At 70.0% G+C, this 20,692-nt stretch carries 13 protein-coding genes and 1 pseudogene; 7 read left to right on the top strand and 7 right to left on the bottom strand.

The genetic code is table 11. The features are described 5' to 3' along the window. The first annotated feature begins 191 nt into the window (after positions 1 to 191). The 6 genes from GXZ33_RS04450 (at position 192) to GXZ33_RS04425 (ending at position 12,146) form a co-directional block, all read left to right on the top strand. Positions 192 to 2,126 (top strand): alpha/beta hydrolase-fold protein, encoded by a 1,935-nt coding sequence (locus GXZ33_RS04450; protein WP_291339680.1) that lies wholly within the window; start codon positions 192 to 194, stop codon positions 2,124 to 2,126. Between the two features lie 2 nt (positions 2,127 to 2,128). Beyond that, on the top strand, positions 2,129 to 2,656 hold the full coding sequence (locus GXZ33_RS04445) for a DUF732 domain-containing protein (protein ID WP_291339679.1): 528 nt from the start codon (positions 2,129 to 2,131) through the stop codon (positions 2,654 to 2,656). Positions 2,657 to 2,671: 15 nt separating this feature from the next. Further along, complete coding sequence (locus tag GXZ33_RS04440; protein ID WP_291339678.1) at positions 2,672 to 3,580, top strand: cutinase family protein; 909 nt, start codon at positions 2,672 to 2,674, stop codon at positions 3,578 to 3,580. Positions 3,581 to 3,737: 157 nt separating this feature from the next. Next, complete coding sequence (locus GXZ33_RS04435) at positions 3,738 to 5,606, top strand: FadD32-like long-chain-fatty-acid--AMP ligase (protein ID WP_291339677.1); 1,869 nt, start codon at positions 3,738 to 3,740, stop codon at positions 5,604 to 5,606. A 120-nt stretch (positions 5,607 to 5,726) separates the two neighbouring features. Then, positions 5,727 to 10,592, top strand: a complete 4,866-nt coding sequence (pks13, locus tag GXZ33_RS04430) for a polyketide synthase Pks13 (RefSeq protein WP_291339676.1) — start codon at positions 5,727 to 5,729, stop codon at positions 10,590 to 10,592. 3 nt (positions 10,593 to 10,595) lie between these two features. Further along, positions 10,596 to 12,146 carry an acyl-CoA carboxylase subunit beta gene (locus GXZ33_RS04425; protein WP_291339675.1) on the top strand — a complete coding sequence of 517 codons (1,551 nt, stop codon included), beginning with the start codon at positions 10,596 to 10,598 and terminating at the stop codon, positions 12,144 to 12,146. 275 nt (positions 12,147 to 12,421) lie between these two features. Here GXZ33_RS04425 and GXZ33_RS04420 read toward each other — a convergent pair whose 3' ends face one another. Genes GXZ33_RS04420 through trmB form a run of 7 tightly spaced genes read right to left on the bottom strand, consistent with a single transcriptional unit; the run spans position 12,422 to position 20,056 of the window. Continuing rightward, entirely contained in the window at positions 12,422 to 14,308 is a 1,887-nt protein-coding gene (locus GXZ33_RS04420; protein WP_291339674.1) for a cation-translocating P-type ATPase, read from the bottom strand. Next, entirely contained in the window at positions 14,305 to 14,649 is a 345-nt protein-coding gene (locus tag GXZ33_RS04415) for a metalloregulator ArsR/SmtB family transcription factor (RefSeq protein WP_291339673.1), read from the bottom strand. The genes GXZ33_RS04420 and GXZ33_RS04415 overlap by 4 nt, the downstream gene beginning before the upstream one ends. 30 nt (positions 14,650 to 14,679) lie before the next feature. Then, the gene (locus GXZ33_RS04410) at positions 14,680 to 15,054 is read right to left on the bottom strand and encodes a DUF3054 domain-containing protein (protein WP_291339672.1); all 375 of its coding nucleotides are present in this window, start codon (positions 15,052 to 15,054) and stop codon (positions 14,680 to 14,682) included. A gap of 9 nt (positions 15,055 to 15,063) precedes the next feature. Continuing rightward, complete coding sequence (locus tag GXZ33_RS04405) at positions 15,064 to 16,059, bottom strand: YbhN family protein (RefSeq protein ID WP_291339671.1); 996 nt, start codon at positions 16,057 to 16,059, stop codon at positions 15,064 to 15,066. Between the two features lies 1 nt (position 16,060). Beyond that, the gene (locus GXZ33_RS04400) at positions 16,061 to 18,514 is read right to left on the bottom strand and encodes an MMPL family transporter (protein ID WP_291339670.1); all 2,454 of its coding nucleotides are present in this window, start codon (positions 18,512 to 18,514) and stop codon (positions 16,061 to 16,063) included. A gap of 11 nt (positions 18,515 to 18,525) precedes the next feature. Beyond that, positions 18,526 to 19,203: an NYN domain-containing protein gene (locus GXZ33_RS04395; protein ID WP_291339669.1), complete on the bottom strand. Its 678-nt coding sequence runs from the start codon at positions 19,201 to 19,203 to the stop codon at positions 18,526 to 18,528. Positions 19,204 to 19,234: 31 nt separating this feature from the next. Further along, on the bottom strand, positions 19,235 to 20,056 hold the full coding sequence (gene trmB, locus GXZ33_RS04390; RefSeq protein ID WP_291339668.1) for a tRNA (guanosine(46)-N7)-methyltransferase TrmB: 822 nt from the start codon (positions 20,054 to 20,056) through the stop codon (positions 19,235 to 19,237). A 153-nt stretch (positions 20,057 to 20,209) separates the two neighbouring features. Here trmB and GXZ33_RS04385 point away from each other — a divergent pair. Then, positions 20,210 to 20,692, top strand: a pseudogene (locus GXZ33_RS04385) (hypothetical protein); the annotation flags it as partial.

Here is a 20,692-nt window from a genome sequence, read left to right as displayed (position 1 = left end):
ACCCCGTTTGCGGCGTGGCCTGACACAAAGTCTAAAGTTCAACTTAAACTTGAGTGCGACCCGGGCGAGGCCCCACAACCTCATGAGCCCACGGCGAGAACAACTGAACAGACCTGGCGTGTGACGCCGGGGACGGACGCACACCGACCTCACGCACGCCGCACACGACACGAGCACCACAAGGACCCCACATGCGCGACACCGCATCCCGTTCCCCGCAGCGCCGCCGCCCCTGGCTCGCCGCTGTCGTCCTCCCGACCACCCTGGCCCTCGGCCTGTCCGTCGCCCCCGCCGCCCAGGCGCAGAGCGTCCTGCCGGGCAGCTCCGGCAGCAGCCTCTCGGACTCCATCCGCCCGTCCGACCCGCCGCAGCGCACCCCGATCAACACCGAGTACCCTGACATCGCGAACCTCCCCGCCGGCGTGGAGGTCGAGCGCCTCGAGTGGATCACCAACCGCCGCGTCGCCCTGTTCATCCGCTCCGCCGCCATGCCGGACCACCTCCAGCAGGTCCAGATCCTCCTGGCCCGCGACTGGCACTCCAGCCCCGACCGCACCTTCCCCGAGGTCTGGGCCCTCGACGGCCTCCGCGCCCGCGACGACGACTCCGGCTGGACCATCGAGACCAACATCGAACAGTTCTACGCCGACAAGAACGTCAACGTCATCCTGCCCATCGGTGGCGAGTCCTCCTTCTACTCCGACTGGCAGCGCCCGGACAACGGCAAGCACTACAAGTGGGAGACCTTCCTCATCCGCGAGCTCGTCCCGATCCTCGACGAGGGTTTCCGCTCCAGCAAGACCCGCTCCATCGTCGGCCTGTCCATGGGCGGCACCGCCGCGATGAACCTCGCGCAGCACAACCCGCACATGTTCTCCTTCGTCGGCTCCTTCTCCGGCTACCTGGACACCACCTCCACCGGCATGGCCCAGGCCATCCTCGCCGCCCAGCGCGACGCCGGCGGCTACGACGGCACCCGCATGTGGGGCGAGCCGGGCCACCAGGACTGGATCGACAACGACCCGAAGCTGGGCATCGAGGCCCTCCGCGACATGAAGGTCTACGTCTCCGCAGGCTCCGGCCAGGACGACTTCGGCGCCCCCGACTCCGTGGCCACCGGCCCGGCCAACCCCGCCGGCATCGGCCTGGAGATCCTCTCCCGCATGACCTCCGAGAGCTTCGTCCGCGAGGCACGCAAGGTCGGCGTCGAGCCGGTCGTCCACTTCCGCCCCTCCGGCGTCCATGCCTGGCCGTACTGGCAGTTCGAGATGTCCCAGGCCTGGCCGCACATGGCCAACGCCATGCAGCTCTCCCGCGAGGACCGCGGCGCGGACTGCATCACCGTCGGCGCCATCGCCGCCGCCACCGAGTCCGGCGTCATCGGCTCCTGCGTGACCAACGAGTACCCGGTCGAGGACGGCATGCGCCAGGACTTCCGCAACGGCGTGGCCTACTGGTCCCCGGACACCGGCGCACACGCCCTCTTCGGCGCCATCAACGCCCGTTACCACCACATCGGCGGCCCGGCCTCCTGGCTCGGCTTCCCGCGGACCGGCGAGATGGTCACCCCCGACGGCGTCGGCCGCTACGTCCACTTCGAGCACGGCTCCATCTACTGGACCCCGTCCACCGGCGCCCGCGAGATCCCGAAGGCACTCTTCGACGCCTGGGCCGGTACCGGCTACGAGCGCGGCGACCTGGGCTACCCGACCGAGGCCCCGAAGAACGTCAACGGCGGCCAGGTCCAGCAGTTCCAGAGCGGCGTCATCGCCACCAGCCCGGGGGGCCAGACCCACTGGGTGCGCGGCGCCATCGCCGAGAAGTACACCGCCCTCCAGACCGCCGACTCCGAGCTGGGCTTCCCGACCTCCGACGAGAAGCTCATCCCCGGCGGCGCGTTCCAAGAGTTCGAGAAGGGCAACATCTACTGGTCCGCCGCCACCGGCGCGAAGTACATCAAGTACGGCGCGATCTTCAACCACTGGGGCACCAAGGGCTACGAGGGCGGCGAGTTCGGTTACCCGGCCGCCGACCACGCCAACGTCCCGGCCGGCGGCGAGATCGTCCGCTTCCAGAACGGCACCATCAGCGAGCTCAACGGCCGCATCGTGGAGGGGCGGAACTGATCATGCGCACACCGGCCAGGTCCGGCCTGCTCGCCGCTCTCCTGATCGGCGCGCTCACCCTCACCGCCTGCGGTGACGCCACGGTGGACGGCAACGACTCCACCCCGACGTCGATCGCCCCGCTCGAGCGGGCCCCGAAGGAGAGCGCGACGCGTACGGAGGACGGCGACGGGAAGGACGCGGCGTCGGAAAGCAGGGACACCGCCCCCGGCCGCCCCCGGCCGGCGGACCCCCGCCCGCAGGACCAGGGCGCCCGCGAGGTCGACGAGATCCCCGAGCCCGAGATGCCCCGTACCCCGGAGGACATCCACTTCCTGGGTGAACTCACCGACGAGGGCATCGACGTCGAGGGCGTCGAGAGCCAGCTCATCGGCACCGCCGCCATCGTGTGCAATGACGACGACAGCGAGTTCGGCCGTGCGACCGTTCCCGCGGTCGCGGGGCAGCTGGTGAGCCAGGGACGGACGGACAAGTCCGTGGAAGACGTGACGGCCATCATCGAGGCCGCCGCGAAGAACGCCTACTGTTAGTTGGAAAATCACCGCATGCGCAAGCTGTTCACCATCCTGGCGGTACTGATCCTGGTGCTGGTCATCGGAGTCGGGACCTTCCGGTTCCTGCGACCCGGGGAGGACATCCCCCTTCCCCCGGGTGTGCCGGAGCCGACGGAGATCCTCCAGCCCGACTGGTGCCCGGACGTCGAGGTCATCGCCGCCCCGGGCACCTGGGAGTCGGCGCCGGGGGACGACCCGTTCCACCCCACCGCCAACGAGTACAGCTTCATGCTGTCGATCACCCGACCGCTGCAGGAGCGTTTCCCCTCCGAGGACGTGAAGGTGTGGACCCTGCCCTACACGGCGCAGTTCCGCTCCATCCAGGCGCAGCACGAGATGACGTACGACGACTCGCGGCAGGAGGGCCTGAGCGTGCTGGAGACCGAGATGGTCACCATGCACAACGAGTGCCCCTACACCGACTTCATCCTGGCCGGCTTCTCGCAGGGTGCCGTCATCCTCGGTGACCTCGCCAGCCAGATCGGCCAGGGCGGCGGCGTGGTGCCGGCCGACCGCATCAGGGGTGTCGCCCTGATCGCGGACGGCCGCAGGGAACCTGGTGTGGGCCAGGTTCCCGGCACCCTCGTCTCCGGCGTCGGCGCCGAGGTCGCCCTCCAGCCGCTCAACCTGCTCGTCCAGCCGATCGTCCCCGGCGCCACCATGCGCGGACCGCGCGTCGGCGGTTTCGGGGAGCTCCAGGACCGGGTGTGGGACATCTGCGCCCCGAACGACAGCATCTGCGACGCCCCCCGCCAGGTGGGCAACGCACTCGAACGTGCACAGGCGCTGGTCGCCGCCAACGGCGTCCACGCCCTGTACGCGACCAACCCCGACGTCATCCCCGGAACCACCGCGAATGCGTGGGTCGTGGAGTGGGCCACCGGACTGATCCACCAGTGACGGGGGTGCCCACGGGGTACCCTCGTTTGTAACGGAAACATCACGAACATGGACTAACAGAACGTGTGCCCGCTCTGTTAGGTTGGCACAAAAGAAGATTAGCGCTGAGAAACATCACGCCCGCACCAATGACCAGCGGGTACACCAAAGGAGAAGCATGGACCTGCAAGCGGCGATGAGCCAGTTCTTCAACGACAAGGGCGAGATCGTCCTGGCACCCCAGCTGACCCTCGCGGGTCTCGCGGAGCTGATGTACCAGGGTGACCTGCAGCTCGGCGGCGGTGAGCGACAGTGCCTGCGTTTCTGGGACTTCTCCGAATCCCGCGAGGGAACCCCGGTCGACTTCACCCGCACCGAGATCAACACCCGCATCAAGGCCGTCGCCGCGCGTCTGCAGCAGGTGGGCAAGATCGGTGACCGCGTCGCCATCCTGGCCAACAACTCCCCGGAGTACATCTTCGGCTTCATCGGCGCGCTCTACGCCGGCATGACCCCGGTCCCGCTCTACGACCCGTCCGAGCCGGGCCACGCGGACCACCTCAAGGCCGTCTTCGCCGACTGTGAGCCCTCCTTCGTGCTCACCAACTCCGGTTCCGCCGCCGCGGTCCGCGAGCACTTCGCGGAGCTGCCCTCCCGTGAGCGTCCCCGCATCCTGTCGGTGGACTCCCTGCCGGACACCCTGGCCGCCTCCTACATGAACCCGATGATGACCCTGCAGGGTCAGCAGCTCATGGCGTCCATGTCGACCATGCCGGTCGACCAGCCCGCGTTCCTGCAGTACACCTCCGGTTCCACCCGCGTGCCGGCCGGCGTGCAGCTGACCAACCGCTCCATCCTCACCAACGTGCTGCAGATCTTCACCGCCGCCCGCCTGCGCACCCCGCTGCGTCTGGTGTCCTGGCTGCCGCTGCACCACGACATGGGCATCATCCTGGCCCTGTTCGTCACCATCCTGGGCCTGCCGAACGAGATCATGTCCCCGCGTGACTTCATCCAGCAGCCGAAGCGCTGGGTCGACCAGCTCAACCGCCGCGACACCGACGAGGGCGTGTCCGTCTACACCGTCATCCCGAACTTCGCGCTCGAGCTGGCCGCCCGCTACGGCACCCCGAAGGAGGGCGAGACCCTCGATCTGTCCGCCCTCGACGGCATCATCATCGGCTCCGAGCCGATCACCGAGAAGGCCCTCGACTCCTTCCGCGCCGCCTTCGGCCCCCACGGCCTGGAGGACACCGTCCTGCGCCCGTCCTACGGTCTGGCGGAGGCCTCCCTGCTGGTGACCACCCCGCAGACCAAGGAGCGCCCGCTCATCTCCTACTTCGACCGCGACAAGCTGGCCGAGGGTGTCGTCGAGTTCGTGGAGAAGGACTCCGAGCTGGCCGTCGCCTTCGCATCCAACGGTCAGGTCGTGCGCCCGCAGGCGCTGACCATCGTCGACCCGGAGACCCGCGCCGAGCTTCCCGACGGCCAGATCGGTGAGCTCTGGGTCAAGGGCGACAACCTCGCCGCCGGCTACCTGGGCCGCGAGGAGGAGACCGCCGAGACCTTCGCCAACACCCTGGGTGAGCGTCTGCCGGAGTCCCGCGCCGAGGGCATGCCCGACGACGGCTGGATGGCCACCGGTGACCTGGGCGCCATCGTCGACGGCGAGACCTACATCACCGGCCGTCTCAAGGACCTCATCGTCATCGCGGGCCGCAACCACTACCCGCAGGACATCGAGTACACCGTCATGAACGCCTCCGACCACGTCCGCTCGGACTCCGTCGCCGCGTTCTCGGTCATGGCCGACGACGACGCCGCCGAGTCCACCGAGCAGCTCGTCCTCGTCATCGAGCGCGATGACAAGGCCGACGAGTCCGGTGACGCGGAGGCCGTCGAGAAGATCCGTGGTGCGGTCACCTCCGCCCACGGCGTCACCCCGGCGGACATCCGTTTCGTGGGCCCGAACGAGATCCAGCGGTCCTCCGCCGGCAAGATTGCCCGTCGCGTCATCCAGAAGTCCTACCTGGCTGAGCGCAGCTAGCAGGGGTGGCCCTCCGGGGTCATCCACCAGGGACATGTAACGGAAGTATTTACACGGGCGATAGAGTTCCGGATGAATAGCACCGTGCTGTACCACTGCAGGAAAAGGAAGACCGCGTAGATGACTGAGAGCCAGGCACCCGCCTCGATGACCGTCGAGCAGCTCCGCGGATGGCTCCGCAACTGGGTTGTGGAAGTGACCGGGTTGTCACCCGACGAGGTCACCGACACCAAGCCCATGGAGAACTTCGGACTCTCGTCGCGTGACGCGGTCGTCATGTCCGGCGAGCTGGAGAACCTCCTGGGCATCCAGCTCGACGCGACCGTCGCCTACGAGTACCCGACGATCCAGGCGCTGGCCCAGCGTCTCATCGACGGTGAGCCCGCCTCCCGTGAGCGCTCCCGTCCGCGTTCCCGCCACGCCGGTCTCTCCGGTCAGGCGCAGACCCCCGGCACCCACGACATCGCCGTCGTGGGCATGGCCGGCCGTTTCCCGGGTGCCGGTGACCTGGACGCCTACTGGTCCATGCTCGTCGAGGGCCGGGACGGCACCGGTGCGCTGCCCATCGGCCGATGGTCCGAGTACTCCGCCGAGGAGACCATGGCCGCCAAGATGGCGGAGCAGCCGCTGACCGGCGGTTACCTGGACGACCTGGCGAACTTCGACGCCGAGTTCTTCGGACTCTCCCCGCTCGAGGCCGCCAACATGGACCCGCAGCAGCGCATCATGCTCGAGGTCGCCTGGGAGGCCCTCGAGGACGCGCACATCCCGCCGAACACCCTCCGCGGTGAGCCGGTGGGTGTCTTCCTCGGTTCCTCGAACAACGACTACGGGATGCTCATCACCGCGGACCCGGCCGAGGCGCACCCCTATGCGCTGACCGGTACCGCGAGCTCGATCATCCCGAACCGCATCTCCTACGCCTTCGACTTCCGCGGCCCGTCCGTCAACGTGGACACCGCCTGCTCCTCCTCCCTGGTGGCCATCCACCAGGCGGTGCGTGCCCTGCGTGAGGGCGACGCCGACGTGGCGCTCGCCGGTGGCGTCAACATCCTGGCCTCCCCGTTCGTCACCACGGCCTTCGGTGAGCTGGGCGTGCTCAGCCCGACCGGACACATCCACGCCTTCTCCGACGACGCCGACGGTTTCATCCGCTCCGACGGTGCGGGCATCGTCGTGCTCAAGCGGGTCGCTGATGCGCTTGCCGACGGCGACCGGATCCTCGCGGTCATCAAGGGTTCCGCGGTCAACTCCGACGGTCACTCCAACGGACTGACCGCCCCGAACCCGGACGCCCAGATCGACGTCCTGGCCCGCGCCTACGCCGACGCCGGCATCGACCCGACCGAGGTCGACTACGTCGAGGCCCACGGCACCGGCACCATCCTCGGTGACCCCATCGAGGCCACCGCACTGGGTGCCGTCCTCGGTGAGGGCCGGGAGATGTCCCGCCCGACGCTGCTGGGCTCCGTGAAGTCCAACATCGGCCACTCCGAGTCCGCGGCCGGTGCCGCCGGCCTGATCAAGGTCGTCCAGTCGATCCGCAACGGCGTCATCCCGCCGTCCCTGCACTACGCCGGCCCGAACCGCTACATCGACTTCGACGCCGAGCGCCTCGAGGTCGTCGAGGACCCGCGCGAGTGGCCCGAGTACTCCGGGCGCCGGATCGCCGGTGTCTCCGGTTTCGGTTTCGGCGGCACCAACGCCCACCTGGTCGTCAGCTCCTTCGACGCCGCCGACTACGCCCCGGCCGAGGGGGAGGAGGCCCCCGCACCCGCCGAGGCCCAGCTGCCCGACGCCGAGCACCCGAACGCCGTGCTGCTGCCGGTGAGCGGCCTGCTGCCGTCGCGTCGTCGGCAGGCGGCCGCCGACCTCGCCGACTTCCTCGAGGAGCGCCCCGACACCGACCTGGTGCCGGTGGCCCGCTCCCTCGCCGGCCGCAACCACGGCCGGTCCCGTGCCGTCGTCACCGCCGACAACGTCGCCGACGCGGTCAAGCGCCTGCGCCAGGTCGCCGAGGGCAAGGTCTCGGTCGGCATCACCGCCGCCGACGCCCCCTCCGCGGTGGGCCCGGTCTTCGTCTACTCCGGCTTCGGCTCCCAGCACCGCCTCATGGTCAAGGAGCTCGTCGCCGCGTCGCCGCTGTTCCGCGCCCGCCTGGAGGAGCTCGACGAGCGCGTCCAGTTCGAGTCCGGCTGGTCCGTCCTCGAGATCGTCAACGACGACGAGCAGACCTACGACACCGAGACCGCCCAGGTCGCCATCACCGCCATCCAGATCGCGCTGACCGACCTGCTCGCCGCCTTCGGCGCGAAGCCGGCCGCCGTCATGGGCATGTCCATGGGTGAGATCGCCGCGGCCTACGCCGCCGGCGGCCTCTCCGCCGACGACGCCATGCAGATCGCCTGCCACCGCGCCCGCCTCATGGGCGAGGGCGAGAAGTCCCTGCCCGAGGACCAGCTCGGCGCGATGGCCGTCGTGGAGCTGTCCACCGAGGCACTGGAGGAGCTCAACGCGGAGGAGTCCTTCGCGGACATCGAGCCCGCCGTCTACGCCGGCCCCGGCATGACCACCGTGGGTGGTCCGCGGGAGCAGGTCACGGCGCTCGTCGAGAAGCTCGAGGGGGAGGGCAGGTTCGCCCGCCTCCTCAACGTCAAGGGCGCCGGCCACACCTCGGCCGTCGAGCCGCTGCTCGGCGAGCTCGGTTTCGAGACCGCCGGCATCACCCCGACCCCGCTGCACACCCCGCTGATCAGCTCGGTGGACCGCGGCGTCATCCACCAGCCGGGTGAGACCGTCCACGACACTGACTACTGGCTGCGCATGACCCGCCAGGCCGTTTACTTCCAGGACGCCACCGAGCAGGCCTTCGCGAACGGCCACACCACGCTCGTCGAGATCGCCCCGAACCCGGTCGCGATCATGGGCATGATGAACACCGCGTTCTCCGTCGGTAAGCCGGATGCGCAGCTGCTCTTCGCCCTCAAGCGCAAGGTCGGCGAGGTCGATGCCCTGCGCGACCTGCTGGCCAAGCTCTACGCCGCCGGCGCCCCGATCGACTTCTCCCTGGTCCACGGCCCGGGCGAGGTCATCCCGGCCCCGCACATCACGTGGAAGCACCAGCGTTTCTGGACCAACGCCCGCCCCGCCAGCCACCGCGCCGCAGACCTGCCGGGCCAGCGCGTCACCCTGCCCAACGGTGTCGTGGCCTTCGCCACCACCGCCGACGAGGTGCCGTCCGCACTGGCGCTGCTCGAGCGCGCCGCCGAGGCCGTCCAGCCGGGCGCGCAGCTCGTCGCCGCCGAGGAGCACGCGATGCTGCCGGTCAACGGCGACATCACCACCGTGGTCACCCGCTCCATCGGTGGCGTGACCCTCACCGTCCACAGCGTCTCCGAGGCCGGCACCACCACGCTGCTGGCCGAGGGCTTCGCCACCTCCCTGGCACTGGGCGCCCCGAGCACCGTGCCGGGCGTGCAGGCCCCGCAGGCCGGCCCGGAGCTGACCGTGGAGACCACCGGCGACGACCTCGACATCGAGGAGGTCCGCTGGGATCCGTCCTCCGGCGAGACCGTGGAGGACCGCCTCCGCGCCATCGTCTCCGAGTCCATGGGCTACGACGTCGACGACCTGCCGCGCGAGCTGCCGCTCATCGACCTCGGCCTGGACTCCCTCATGGGCATGCGCATCAAGAACCGCGTGGAGAACGACTTCCAGATCCCGCCGCTGCAGGTCCAGGCACTGCGTGACGCCTCCGTCGCCGACGTCGTCCGCATCGTCGAGGAGGCCGTCGCCGCGAAGAGCGAGGGCACCTCCCTGCTCGAGCCGGTCGTGTCCGTCGAGGACGTTGAGGAGGCGGAGACCGAGGTCCGCGAGGCTGGGGAGCTCCCCGCCGGGGACGCCCCGCAGGGTGTCGGCGTCGCCCCGCGTGACGCCGCCGAGCGCATGGTGTTCGGCACCTGGGCCGGCATCACCGGGAAGGCCCCGGCCGGTGTGACGAGCACGCTGCCGGAGATCACGGAGGACGTCGCGAAGGAGATCGCGGAGCGCCTCTCGGACCGCGTCGGCAGGGAGATCGAGGCGGAGCAGGTGCTCGCCTGCGAGACCCTCGAGCCGCTGGCCAACATCGTGCGCGACGCCCTGGAGACCGAGGTCGAGGGCAACATCCGCGTCCTGCGGGCCCGCCCCGAGGGCTCCACGAAGCCGAGCGTGTTCATGTTCCACCCGGCCGGTGGTTCGTCCGTGGTGTTCCTGCCGCTGACCCGCCGACTCCCGGAGGACGTCCCGGTCTACGGCGTCGAGCGACTGGAGGGCACCCTCGAGGAGCGGGCCGCCGCCTACATCGACGAGATCCGTGAGTACTCCGACGGCCGCCCCGTGGTCCTCGGCGGCTGGTCCTTCGGTGGCGCCCTGGCCTACGAGGTCGCGCACCAGCTCAAGGACACCGACGTTGAGGTCGCGTACATCGCGCTGCTCGACACGGTCCAGCCCTCCGAGCAGATCCCGGACACCATGGAGGAGACCAAGGCCCGCTGGCAGCGCTACAGCGAGTTCGCGAAGAAGACCTACGGACTCGACTTCCCGGTGCCCTACGAGCTCCTGGAGACCGCCGGTGAGGAGGCCATGCTCGGCATGCTCGAGCAGTTCCTCGCCACCACCGACGCCTCCGAGCACGGCCTCGCGGCCGGCGTCCTGGAGCACCAGCGCGCCAGCTTCGTGGACAACCGCATCCTGGACAAGCTCGACTTCCACCGCTGGGCCGAGGTCCAGCTCCCGGTCGTGCTCTTCCGCGCCGAGCGCATGCACGACGGCGCCATTGAGCTGGAGCCGCGTTACGCCCACATTGACCCGGACGGTGGCTGGTCGGCTATCGTGGACGACCTTGACATCGTCCAGCTCAAGGGCGATCACCTCGCAGTGCCCGACGAGCCCGCGATCGGCGTCGTCGGAGCCCACATGGCCAAGCGGATCGATGAACTGGAGTGATCTGTGACTGACACGTCCACCGCCGACAAGCTCGCTGACTTGCGGGCCCGCCTCGACCGGGCCCGTGACCCCGGCAGTGAACGCGCCCGCGCACGGCGCGACGAGGCCGGTCAGACGACCCCGCGTGAGCGCATCAACGCGCTTCTCGACGAAGGCTCCTTCACCGAGATCGGCGCCCTCGCCAAGACCCCCGGTGTGGAGGACGCCGTCTACTCCGACGGCGTGGTCACCGGTTACGGCCGCATCGACGGCCGCCCGGTGTGCATCTACGCGCACGACAAGACCGTCTACGGCGGTTCCGTCGGCGAGACCTTCGGCCGCAAGGTCGTGGAGGTCATGGAGATGGCCATCAAGATCGGCTGCCCGATCATCGGCATCCAGGACTCGGGCGGTGCCCGCATCCAGGACGCGGTGACGTCGCTGGCGATGTACTCGGAGATCTCGCGCCGTCAGCTGCCGCTGTCGGGCCGCAGCCCGCAGATCTCGATCATGCTGGGCAAGTCCGCCGGTGGCGCCGTGTACGCCCCGGTGACCACCGACTTCGTCATCGCCGTGGACGGTCAGACCGAGATGTACGTCACCGGCCCCGCGGTCATCCGGGAGGTCACCGGTGAGGACGTCACTTCGGCTGAGCTGGGTGGCGCACGTCAGCAGGAGCTCAACGGCAACATCTCCGCGGTGCTCGCCAGCGAGGAGGAGGCCTTCGACTTCGTCCGTGACCTGCTGGACCACCTGCCGCTGACCTGCCATGACCCGGCCCCGGTCTTCGCCGCGCCCTCCGACGAGGACGTCTCGGACGAGGCGGAGCTCGACGACTTCATGCCGGACGACTCCAACGCCGGCTACGACATGCTCGATCTGCTGCCGCTGCTCGGCGACGACGAGGACCTCGTGGAGATCCAGCCGAACTACGCTCCGAACCTCATCACCGCGTTCGGGCGTATCGACGGCCGCGCGGTCGGTTTCGTCGCCAACAACCCCATGCACTTCGCGGGCTGCATCGACGCGGACGCCGCGGACAAGGGTGCGCGTTTCATCCGCATCTGCGACGCCTACAACATCCCGCTGGTCTTCGTCGTGGACACCCCGGGCTACCTGCCGGGTGTGGAGCAGGAGAAGGCGGGCCTCATCCACCGTGGTGCGAAGCTGGCCTTCGCCCTCGTGGAGGCAACGGTGCCGAAGGTCACGCTCATCGTGCGCAAGGCCTACGGCGGCGCGTACGCCGTCATGGGCTCGAAGAACCTCACCGGTGACATCAACCTGGCGTGGCCGACCGCCCAGATCGCGGTGATGGGTTCCGCGGCGGCCGTCGTCATGATCCAGGGCAAGCAGCTGGAGGCGGCCCCGCCGGAGCAGCGGGACTACCTGAAGAAGATCTTCATGGACTTCTACGACGAGAACATGACCAGCCCCTACGTCGCCGCGGAGCGGGGGTACCTCGACGCGATGATCCAGCCGCGGGACACCCGCCTGGCGCTGCGCCGGGCGCTGCGGCAGATGGCGACGAAGGTGGAGGAGGATCTGCCGAAGAAGCACACGATCATGCCGATGTAGTGGCTGTGGCGGCTGTAGCGGCCACGTGGCCCGCCGTTTATGTAACGAAATGGTCACTGTGGCACGATGTACCCACTGAACTGATCGTCACTCACCTTCTAGGAGAACCACACCATGCTGAGCACCGCAGTTGACCTCTTCGGCGACATCATCAACCTAGTCATCATGATCGCCAACCAGCTGACCCACACGCTGTCCAGCGTCGCCTAGTCTCCCGCAGGCTCCACCGCCCTGTCCGCCTCCCCGGCGGGCAGGGCGGTTCGTGCTTTCCGGCGTCAGTCCGTCTCCAGCCGTCCCGCCCGCAGTCCGTTGATGATGACGATGACCTCGGCGATCTCGTGGATGAGCACCACCGCAGCCAGGCCCAGCACGCCGGTGACGGCCAGCGGCGGGAGGATGAGGATGATGAGCAGTGACAGGGCGATGTTCTGGTCGATGATCCGGCGGCCGCGGCGGGCGTGGCGCAGGGCGCGGGGGATGGCGCGCAGGTCATCGCCGGTGACGGCGAGGTCCGCGGACTCGACGGCGGCGTCCGACCCGGTGGCGCCGACGGCGATGCCGATGTCGGCGGTGGCGAGGGCGGGGGCGTCGTTGATGCCGTCACCGACCATGGCGACGGGGCCGGGCAGGGCGGACACGGCCGCGGACTTGTCCGCGGGGCGCAGCTCGGCGCGGACGTCGGTGATCCCGGCGTCCGCCGCCAGGGCGTGGGCGGTGCGTGCGTTGTCGCCGGTGAGCATGGTGACGCCGAGGCCGTCGGCACGCAGTGTGGAGATGACCTCGGGTGCCTCGGGGCGCAGCTCGTCGCGCACGCCGATGGCACCCACCACGCGGCCGCCGTGTTCCACGATGACGACGGTCATGCCGCGTTCCTCCAGGTCCGCGACCACGGGGATGAGGGGGCCGGCATCGAGCCAGCGCGGTGAGCCGACGGTGACGGGGACGCCGTCGACGAGCCCGGTGATGCCGTGGCCGGCGGTCTCCCGGACCGCGGTGGCGGGGGCGGGTGCACCGGCGGCGGTGATGGCCGTGGCCAGGGGGTGTGTGCTGTGGGCCTCCAGGGCACCCGCCCAGGCGAGGACGTCGGCACGGGTGGCGTCGAAGGTGAGCACCTCGGTGACGGTGGGCCGGTTGCGGGTGAGTGTGCCGGTCTTGTCCACCGCGACGTGACGGACGGCGCCGAGCTCCTCGAAGGCGGCCCCGGAGCGGAAGACCACGCCGAAACGGCTGGCCGCGCCGATGGCGGAGACGACCGTGACGGGCACGGAGATCGCGATGGCGCACGGGGAGGCCGCCACCAGCACGACCAGGGCGCGTTCGATCCACACGGCCGGATCCCCGAGCAGTGAGCCGAGGGCCGCGACGAGCAGCGCCAGGATGAGCACGCCGGGCACGAGGGGGCGGGCGATGCGGTCGGCGAGGCGGGCCCGGTCGCCCTTCCTCTCCTGCGCCTCCTGGACGAGGGTGACCACGGTGGTCAGGGAGTTGTCGGTGCCGGGGGCGGTGGCCTCGACCTCCAGGACACCGGAGGAGTTGATCGCGCCGGCGAGCACGCGGTCCCCGGGGCCGACGTCCACGGGGATGGACTCGCCCGTGATGGCGGAGGTGTCCATGCTGCTGCGGCCGGTGACCACGACGCCGTCGGTGGCCAGCCGCTCACCCGCCGCCAGGCGGAGGCGATCCCCGGGACGCAGAGTCTCTACGCCCACCTCCCGCGCCACCCCGCCGACCAGCACGGTGGCGGTCTCGGGGAGGAGGGTGAGCAGGGCGCGCAGGCCGTTGCGGGCCTTGTCCATCGCGCGGTCCTCCAGGGCCTCGGCGATGGAGTAGAGGAAGGCCAGGGCGGCGGCCTCCTCGACGTGGCCGAGGAGGACGGCGCCCAGCGCGGAGACGGTCATGAGCAGGCCGATGCCCAGGCGGCGCTCCCCGAGCAGGCCACGCAGGGCCCCGGGCACGAACTGGGAGGCGCCCAGCAGCAGGGAGAGCCAGAAGAGCACCTGCGCGGGAAGCCCGGCGCCGAGCCACCCGAAGAGCAGTCCCAGCAGCAGCGTCAGGCCGGACAGCGCCGGGATGAGCATGGCCCGGTCCTGCCACCAGGGGGTGAGGTCCGCGGGGCGGTCGAGGGTGACCTCCTCCTCATGGGAGCAGCCGCAGGCGCTCATGACCCACACCCCGCGACCTCGCAGGAGGGGTCCAGGCAGGGGACGGACGCATCGACCGCGAGGGTGGTGTCCAGCAGCGCGGTCAGGGCGTGGGCCAGGTGGGCGTCGGCGATGTCGTAGCGGGTGCGCCGGCCCTCCGGGGTGGCGGCGACGATGCCGCAGCCACGGAGGCAGGCCAGGTGGTTCGACACGTTGGCGCGGGTGAGCCCCAGGGTGGTGGCGATGTCGCCGGGGTAGGAGGGGGCGTCGAGAAGCTTCAGGAGGATGCGGGAACGGGTGGCGTCGGCCATGGCGCGGCCGAGCCTGTTCATCACGTCCAGACGCGGGTCACTGTTCAGCATGCACTGAACTGTACAGTGCCCGCTGAACCGTCAGGCGGGCTGCCTCCGCACGGCGAAACGGGCCACCGCACGCCAGCCCAGCATGAGCAGACCGGACATCACCGTGGCCACCAGCACGAAGGACCAGTGGGGGACCGCCCCGTTGCGGAAGGACCAGATGCCCAGGCCCACGGCCACCGTCACGACCCAACCGAGGATGCCCGCCGGGAACACCCGGTGCCCGTCGAGCTTGAGGGCCACGAACAGGCCCCAGGAGACGAGCACGCCCAGCAGGAACGGCCACCACGTGGACAGCCAGCCGGCGACGTTGAGTGGCATGGTGTCGGTCTGGTGGGCGATGCGCGCCAGGAGCGCGAACACGGCGATGGCGATGATGTCGACGATGAGTGCGGTGGACCTCTTCATGCCCCCACACTAACCCGTGGACGCGCGGACACCCCGACGTGCGTAGTACAGGAAGTACACGACCCAGCCGATCACCGTGATGAGCGCGAAGGACACCAGGCGGTAGACCACGGCCGCGGCGGTCGCGTCGACGGCCGTCATCCCCGCCGCCACGAGCGTGGCGATGACCGCCGCCTCCACCGTCCCCAGCCCACCCGGGGTCACCTGCGCGGAACCCGCCAGCTTCGCGGTGGTGTAGGCGAGCAGCACCCCCGCCACCGCCGGCACCGACCCCGTCACCGCCCACACGCACAGGAACAGCGTCAGCGCGTCGAAGACCCGGTTGAGCAGCGACCAGCCCGCCACCAGGCTGAAACGTCCCGGACCCAGGTGCACCGACTCGAGCTGGTGGATCTGGCCGACGGCGGCCTCGACACCCTGCTCCGGTGCGCGGCCCAGCAGCCGGTTGAGCCGCGGCAGCAGGATACGGGCCCACCGCTCCAGGGCGGCCGGGTGGTTGGCCGCCCACCACACCGCCCACGACAGCGCCGTCATCAGCACGAGGGTGAGCAGCAGCGACCACACGTTGACGTCCGCCCCGAGGAAGAACACCCCCGCCACGCCGATGACCACCAGCCACATCGTCGACACCGCCGACGACAGCACGAAGAACCAGCCGCACAGCAGCCGCGACGCACCCCACCCACGCTGCACCTGATAGGTCAGCACCGCGGAGAACGCCGGACCACCCGGCAGGGAGGTCGACCAGGAGTTGGACGCCAGGGTGATGGCGGCGGTGCGGCGGAGGGGGACGGGGGTGCCGCCGGCGTCGAGAAGCAGGCGCATGACCTCCGCCATCGCGGCGATCGACGCGAGGGCCGCCACCACGGCGGCCAGCACCCCCCACGGCGAGGCGTCGCGCAGCAGGCGCACGCCCTCGCCGATGAACGGCATCCGGTCACGGAAGACCAGCGCCAGGACGATGAGCACCGCCAGCGGGGCGAGCCACCGCACCCAGCGCCGCATGTCAGCCCTCCAGTTTGCGGGGGCCGGTGCGGTCGGCCTCCAGGCGCTTCATGAGCTCCGTGAACGGGATCAGCTCAGCGTCCTCCGCCGTCGTACGGCCACCCCGGGCGGCCTCGTCATCGTCGACGACGACGGCGTCATCGAGCAGGAGTTCACCTTCGAGGGGCTTATCGACGTCCACCGGTTCCGGCTCCGGCTCCGGCTCGGGGAGGGGCTGCGGTGCGGGTTCCGGCTCGGGCTCCGGCTCCGGCGCAGGGTCCTCTGTGACCTCTGTGACCTCGGCGGTCTCGGTGATCTCGGTGATCTCAGCCGCCTCCGGTTCACCGGGCTGCTCGCTGTGGCCCATCCGCGCGTAGGCCTTCTTCACGAAGCCCGGCGCCCACCAGTTGTCCTCGCGCAGCAGGTGCATGACCGCGGGGACGAGCATCATGCGGATGATGGTGGCGTCGATGGCCAGGGCGAAGATCATGCCGAAGGCGATGTACTTCATCATGACGATGTCGGAGAACCCGAACGCCCCTGCCACCACGATCATGATGAGCGCGGCGGCCGTGATGATGGAACCGGTCTGCGCTGTGCCGTAGCGGATGGCGTCGTCGGTGGAGCGCCCACGGTCGCGGGCCTCGACCATGCGGGAGACGAGGAACACCTCGTAGTCCGTCGACAGGCCGTAGACGATCGCCACGATGAGCACCAGCACCGGCGACATCAGCGGACCCGGCGTGAAGTTGAACAGACCCGCGCCGACACCGTCGACGAACATCGCGGTGAGGACACCCAGCGTCGCACCGAGTCCGAGGACGGTCATGATGATCGCCTTCGCCGGCAGGATCAGCGAGCCGAAGACCAGCGCCATGAGGATGAACGTGGCCACCACGATGTAGAGGGCCATCCACGGCAGCTTGTCCAGGAGCGCCTCGATGGACTCGATCTCCATGGCCGGGGTGCCGCCGATGTGGACGTCGACCCCCTCCGGCACGTCGAGGGCCCGCAGCTGCTCGACGACGGAGCTGTTGAGCTCACGGTCCTCGATGCCCGCGGAGAGCACCGTCGTGCCGTCGACCGTGCCGTGGTCCGGGGTGAACGGGGAACTCAGCCCCGTCACCTCGCGGGCCTGGACGTAGATGTCGACGAGCTGCTGCTCGCTGGCCCCCGTGACCACGAGTTTGACCGGCTCCGTGCGGAACGCCGGGAAGGTCTCGTTGAAGTCGTCCTGGGCGACACGGACCGCGTTGGAGGGCGGCAGGTAGGTCTCGTTGATGCCGCCGAACTTCACGCCCGTCAGCGGCAGGGTGAGCGCGATGAGCAGGCCCACCACACCGACGGTGACCAGCTTGGCGTGCTTCATCGCCCAGCCCGGGATGCGGAACCAGATGGTGTCCTCCAGGCGGCGGGCGGTGCGCTCCGTGCGTCGCACGGTCCACTTGTCGATGTTGCGGCCGAGCATGCCGAACAGCGCCGGCAGCACCGTCACGGACAGCAGGGCCGCCAGGCCCACCGCGGAGATCGCGCCGTAGGCCACGGACTTGAGGAAGGCCTGCGGGAACACCAGCAGGCCGGACAGGGCCACCGCGACCATCGCCGCGGAGAACACCACGGTCTTGCCAGCCGTGGCGGTGGTCGTGCCCACCGCGTCGGGGACCTCCGCCCCCTTGTCCAGCTCCTCGCGGAAGCGGGAGACCATGAACAGGCCGTAGTCGATGGCCAGACCCAGGCCCAGCAGTGTCACCACGGACTGCGCGAACACGTTGACCTGCACCATGCCCGCCAGCACGGAGAGCACGCCGAGGGAACCGGCGATGGACAGGACACCGACGATGAGCGGCATGAACGCCGCCACGACGGAACCGAACACGAACAGCAGCAGGACCGCCACCAGCGGCAGGGCGATGACCTCCGCGCGGACGATGTCGCCGGCCATGCCGTCGTCGAGGGAGTCGGCGACGGCGGTGGCACCGGCGACGCGGACCTCCACGCCCTCCGGCAGTTCCGCGGGCACGAGGGAGTCCTCGACGGCACGGAAGTCCCGGAGCGTCTGCTCCCCGTCACCCCGCAGGCCGATCGCGGCGAAGGCACGGGTGCCGTCGTCGTTGATCAGCTGCGCGTTGCGGGTGTCGAAGTAGCTGGTGACGTGCGCGATCTCGTCCGGGTGACCGTCCTTGAGCTCCTCCAGGTGGGAGGCCAGGGCCCCGAACGTCGTCGGGTCGTTGAGGGGGCGTCCCCCCGACGACTCGAAGAGCAGGATGACGTCACCGGAGTTGTCGCGCCCGAAGGTCTCCAGCTCGATGGCGGCGGCCGTCGTGGAACTGGAGCCCGGGTCGTCCCAGCCCTCCTGGCTCATGCGGTCCTCGAGCTTCAGCCCGAAGAGCACGTAGACGGCCAGGATCGCCGCGATGACGATCACGGGGACGAGACGACGGTGGCGGTAGGAGAAATGTCCCCACTTCTCGAACATGAGCCGCCCTCCTAGTGGTTGCGGCCGGCGAGCAGCGCCGACAGCGGGCGGAAGGGCTGCAGCCAGGCACCCTCGTCGGGCAGCTGGTCGAGGCTGATGCGCGGCAGCGGCTCACGGAACACGCCGGAGATCTCCTCCAGATCGACGAACTCGATCGTGTCGGAGGCCACGGCCCACGAGGCGTGCTCGTGGAAGCCGATGACGGTGACCGGCAGACCCTCGGCGATGAGCTCGTCGATGGTCTCCTTGAAGTTCTGCCCGTCCGCCGAGGCGACGACCAGCCCCCGGAGCACGCCCTCCGCGTGCCGACGCCGGATGTGCGCCAGCATGTCCGGGTCGACGTCGGAGTCCTCGTCCGTCTTCGGCTTGGCGAACACGGCGAAACCGACGTTACGCAGCGCCTCCACCCACGGGCGGACGACGTCCGCGCCACCGGGGGTGACGTTGGTGAAGACGGTGGCCTCGGCCTCGACCCGGCCGCCGGTCTCGTGGGAGAGCCTGCCCGCTCGGGCCAGCAGCCAGCGGCCGATGGCGTCGAAACGCGGACGGTAGGCGGCGGTCGGACGGCCACCGAGGATGGCGCCCAGACCCATGTCCAGGTTGGGGGCGTCCCAGACGAGCAGGAGGCTCTCCGGCCCGGGGGCGTCCTGGGCACCGTAGTGGTGGGTGGATTCGTGAAGATCGCTCACGGGGGAACTCTTTTCGGTTCTAAGAAGAAAATCAGGCGGTCGCGTCCGACGCCGGGGCGTCGGTGCGCTGCCAGAGGAATTCGGTGATGGTGTGGTCCTTGTCCAGACCCTTGCCCTCGAACTTGGTGATGACCTGGCGGTCCACCAGCTGCGGGCACTCCGCCCACGGCCAGCCCTTGTACTCGAGGAGCGGCTCGGTGTCGACGAGCTCGGTGATCCACTCGGCGTAGTCGGCGTGGTCGGTGGCCACGTGCAGCACACCACCCGGCTTGAGACGGGTGGCGATGAGGTGCAGCGTGCCCGTCTGGATGATGCGGCGCTTGTGGTGACGCGCCTTGGGCCACGGGTCCGGGAAATAGATGCGGACACCGTCGAGGGAGGCCTCCGGCAGCATCCGGGCGAGCACCTCGACGCCGTCGCCGCGCACCATGCGGATGTTGTCGATGCCGCCGCGCACCACCGCGCCGAGCAGCTTCGCCAGGCCGGGCTTGTACAGCTCGACGGCGATGACGTTGGTGTCGGCCTCGAGCGGGGCCATCGCGGCGGTGGAGGTGCCGGTGCCGGAACCGATCTCGAGGATGGTGCGGGCGCCGGTGCGGCCGAACCACTCGTCGACGTCGATACGCTCATCGGCGAGGACGCGGCCGAGGCGCGGCCAGTTCTCCTCCCAGAGCTTCTCCTGGTTGTCGGTGAGGGTGCCGCGGCGGAAGCTCACGGCGCCGAGGCGCGGGTAGTCGCGGCCGTCGTCGCCGAAATCGGTCTGCAGCGGGCGGCCGGCGGGCAGGTCGCCGAGGGGGCGTTCCGCGCGGTCGTCGGCATCGTGGGCGGTATCGGAAAAATCAGAGTTAGACATCCCCCGTATTCTCCCCCGGTGGTGGTCAAACTTCAATTTTCCGGCCGCTCTGCTGAGGGGCCGTCCACACGGGACCCGCCTCCTGTTGCACCCGCCGGGGCCCCGGGTGATCATGGTCGCGTATCTGCTTCAGCGGCACCCGGGGGAGGGCCGGTGGACACACCCGACATGTTCATCCGCGCGGCCGACTGGGCGCACGCGCGTGACTTCGGCTGCCCCGCGGGTCTCGCCCTGCGCCGCGTGCTCCTCGAACTGACCGGCCCGCCGCGCCTCGGCGCCTGCACCCTCGACGGCCCGGTGCCGCTGCCCGCCTGGCCGGTGCGGGAGGTCTCCGTCCGCTGGCCCGTGACCACCACGGCCGTCGACGCCGTCCTCCTCGTCCATCCCGGGCCGCTCCCCGCCGCGGTCCGCGCGCGGCTGGTGGCCGGTCCGCAGCACTTCCACGTGGTGCCCGCGCTCCCCGCGGAGCTCCCCGAGGTCCCGCTTCTCGACGTCCGCACCCGCCTCCTCGCCGGCGAACTCCACGCCCTGGCCGCCCGGCACCCCGCGGTGGCCCGCGAACTGCGCGGGATCGCGGGGCAGGCGGTGATGACCAGTGCCCGTCCACGGGTCGCCGTCATCGGCCCGGAACCCGGG

It is taken from the genome of Corynebacterium sp. (genome assembly GCF_012838985.1).
Classification (GTDB): Bacteria; Actinomycetota; Actinomycetes; order Mycobacteriales; family Mycobacteriaceae; genus Corynebacterium.
The sequence above is the reverse complement of the archived record's forward strand: the minus strand, read 5'-3'. Positions and strand labels throughout refer to the sequence as shown.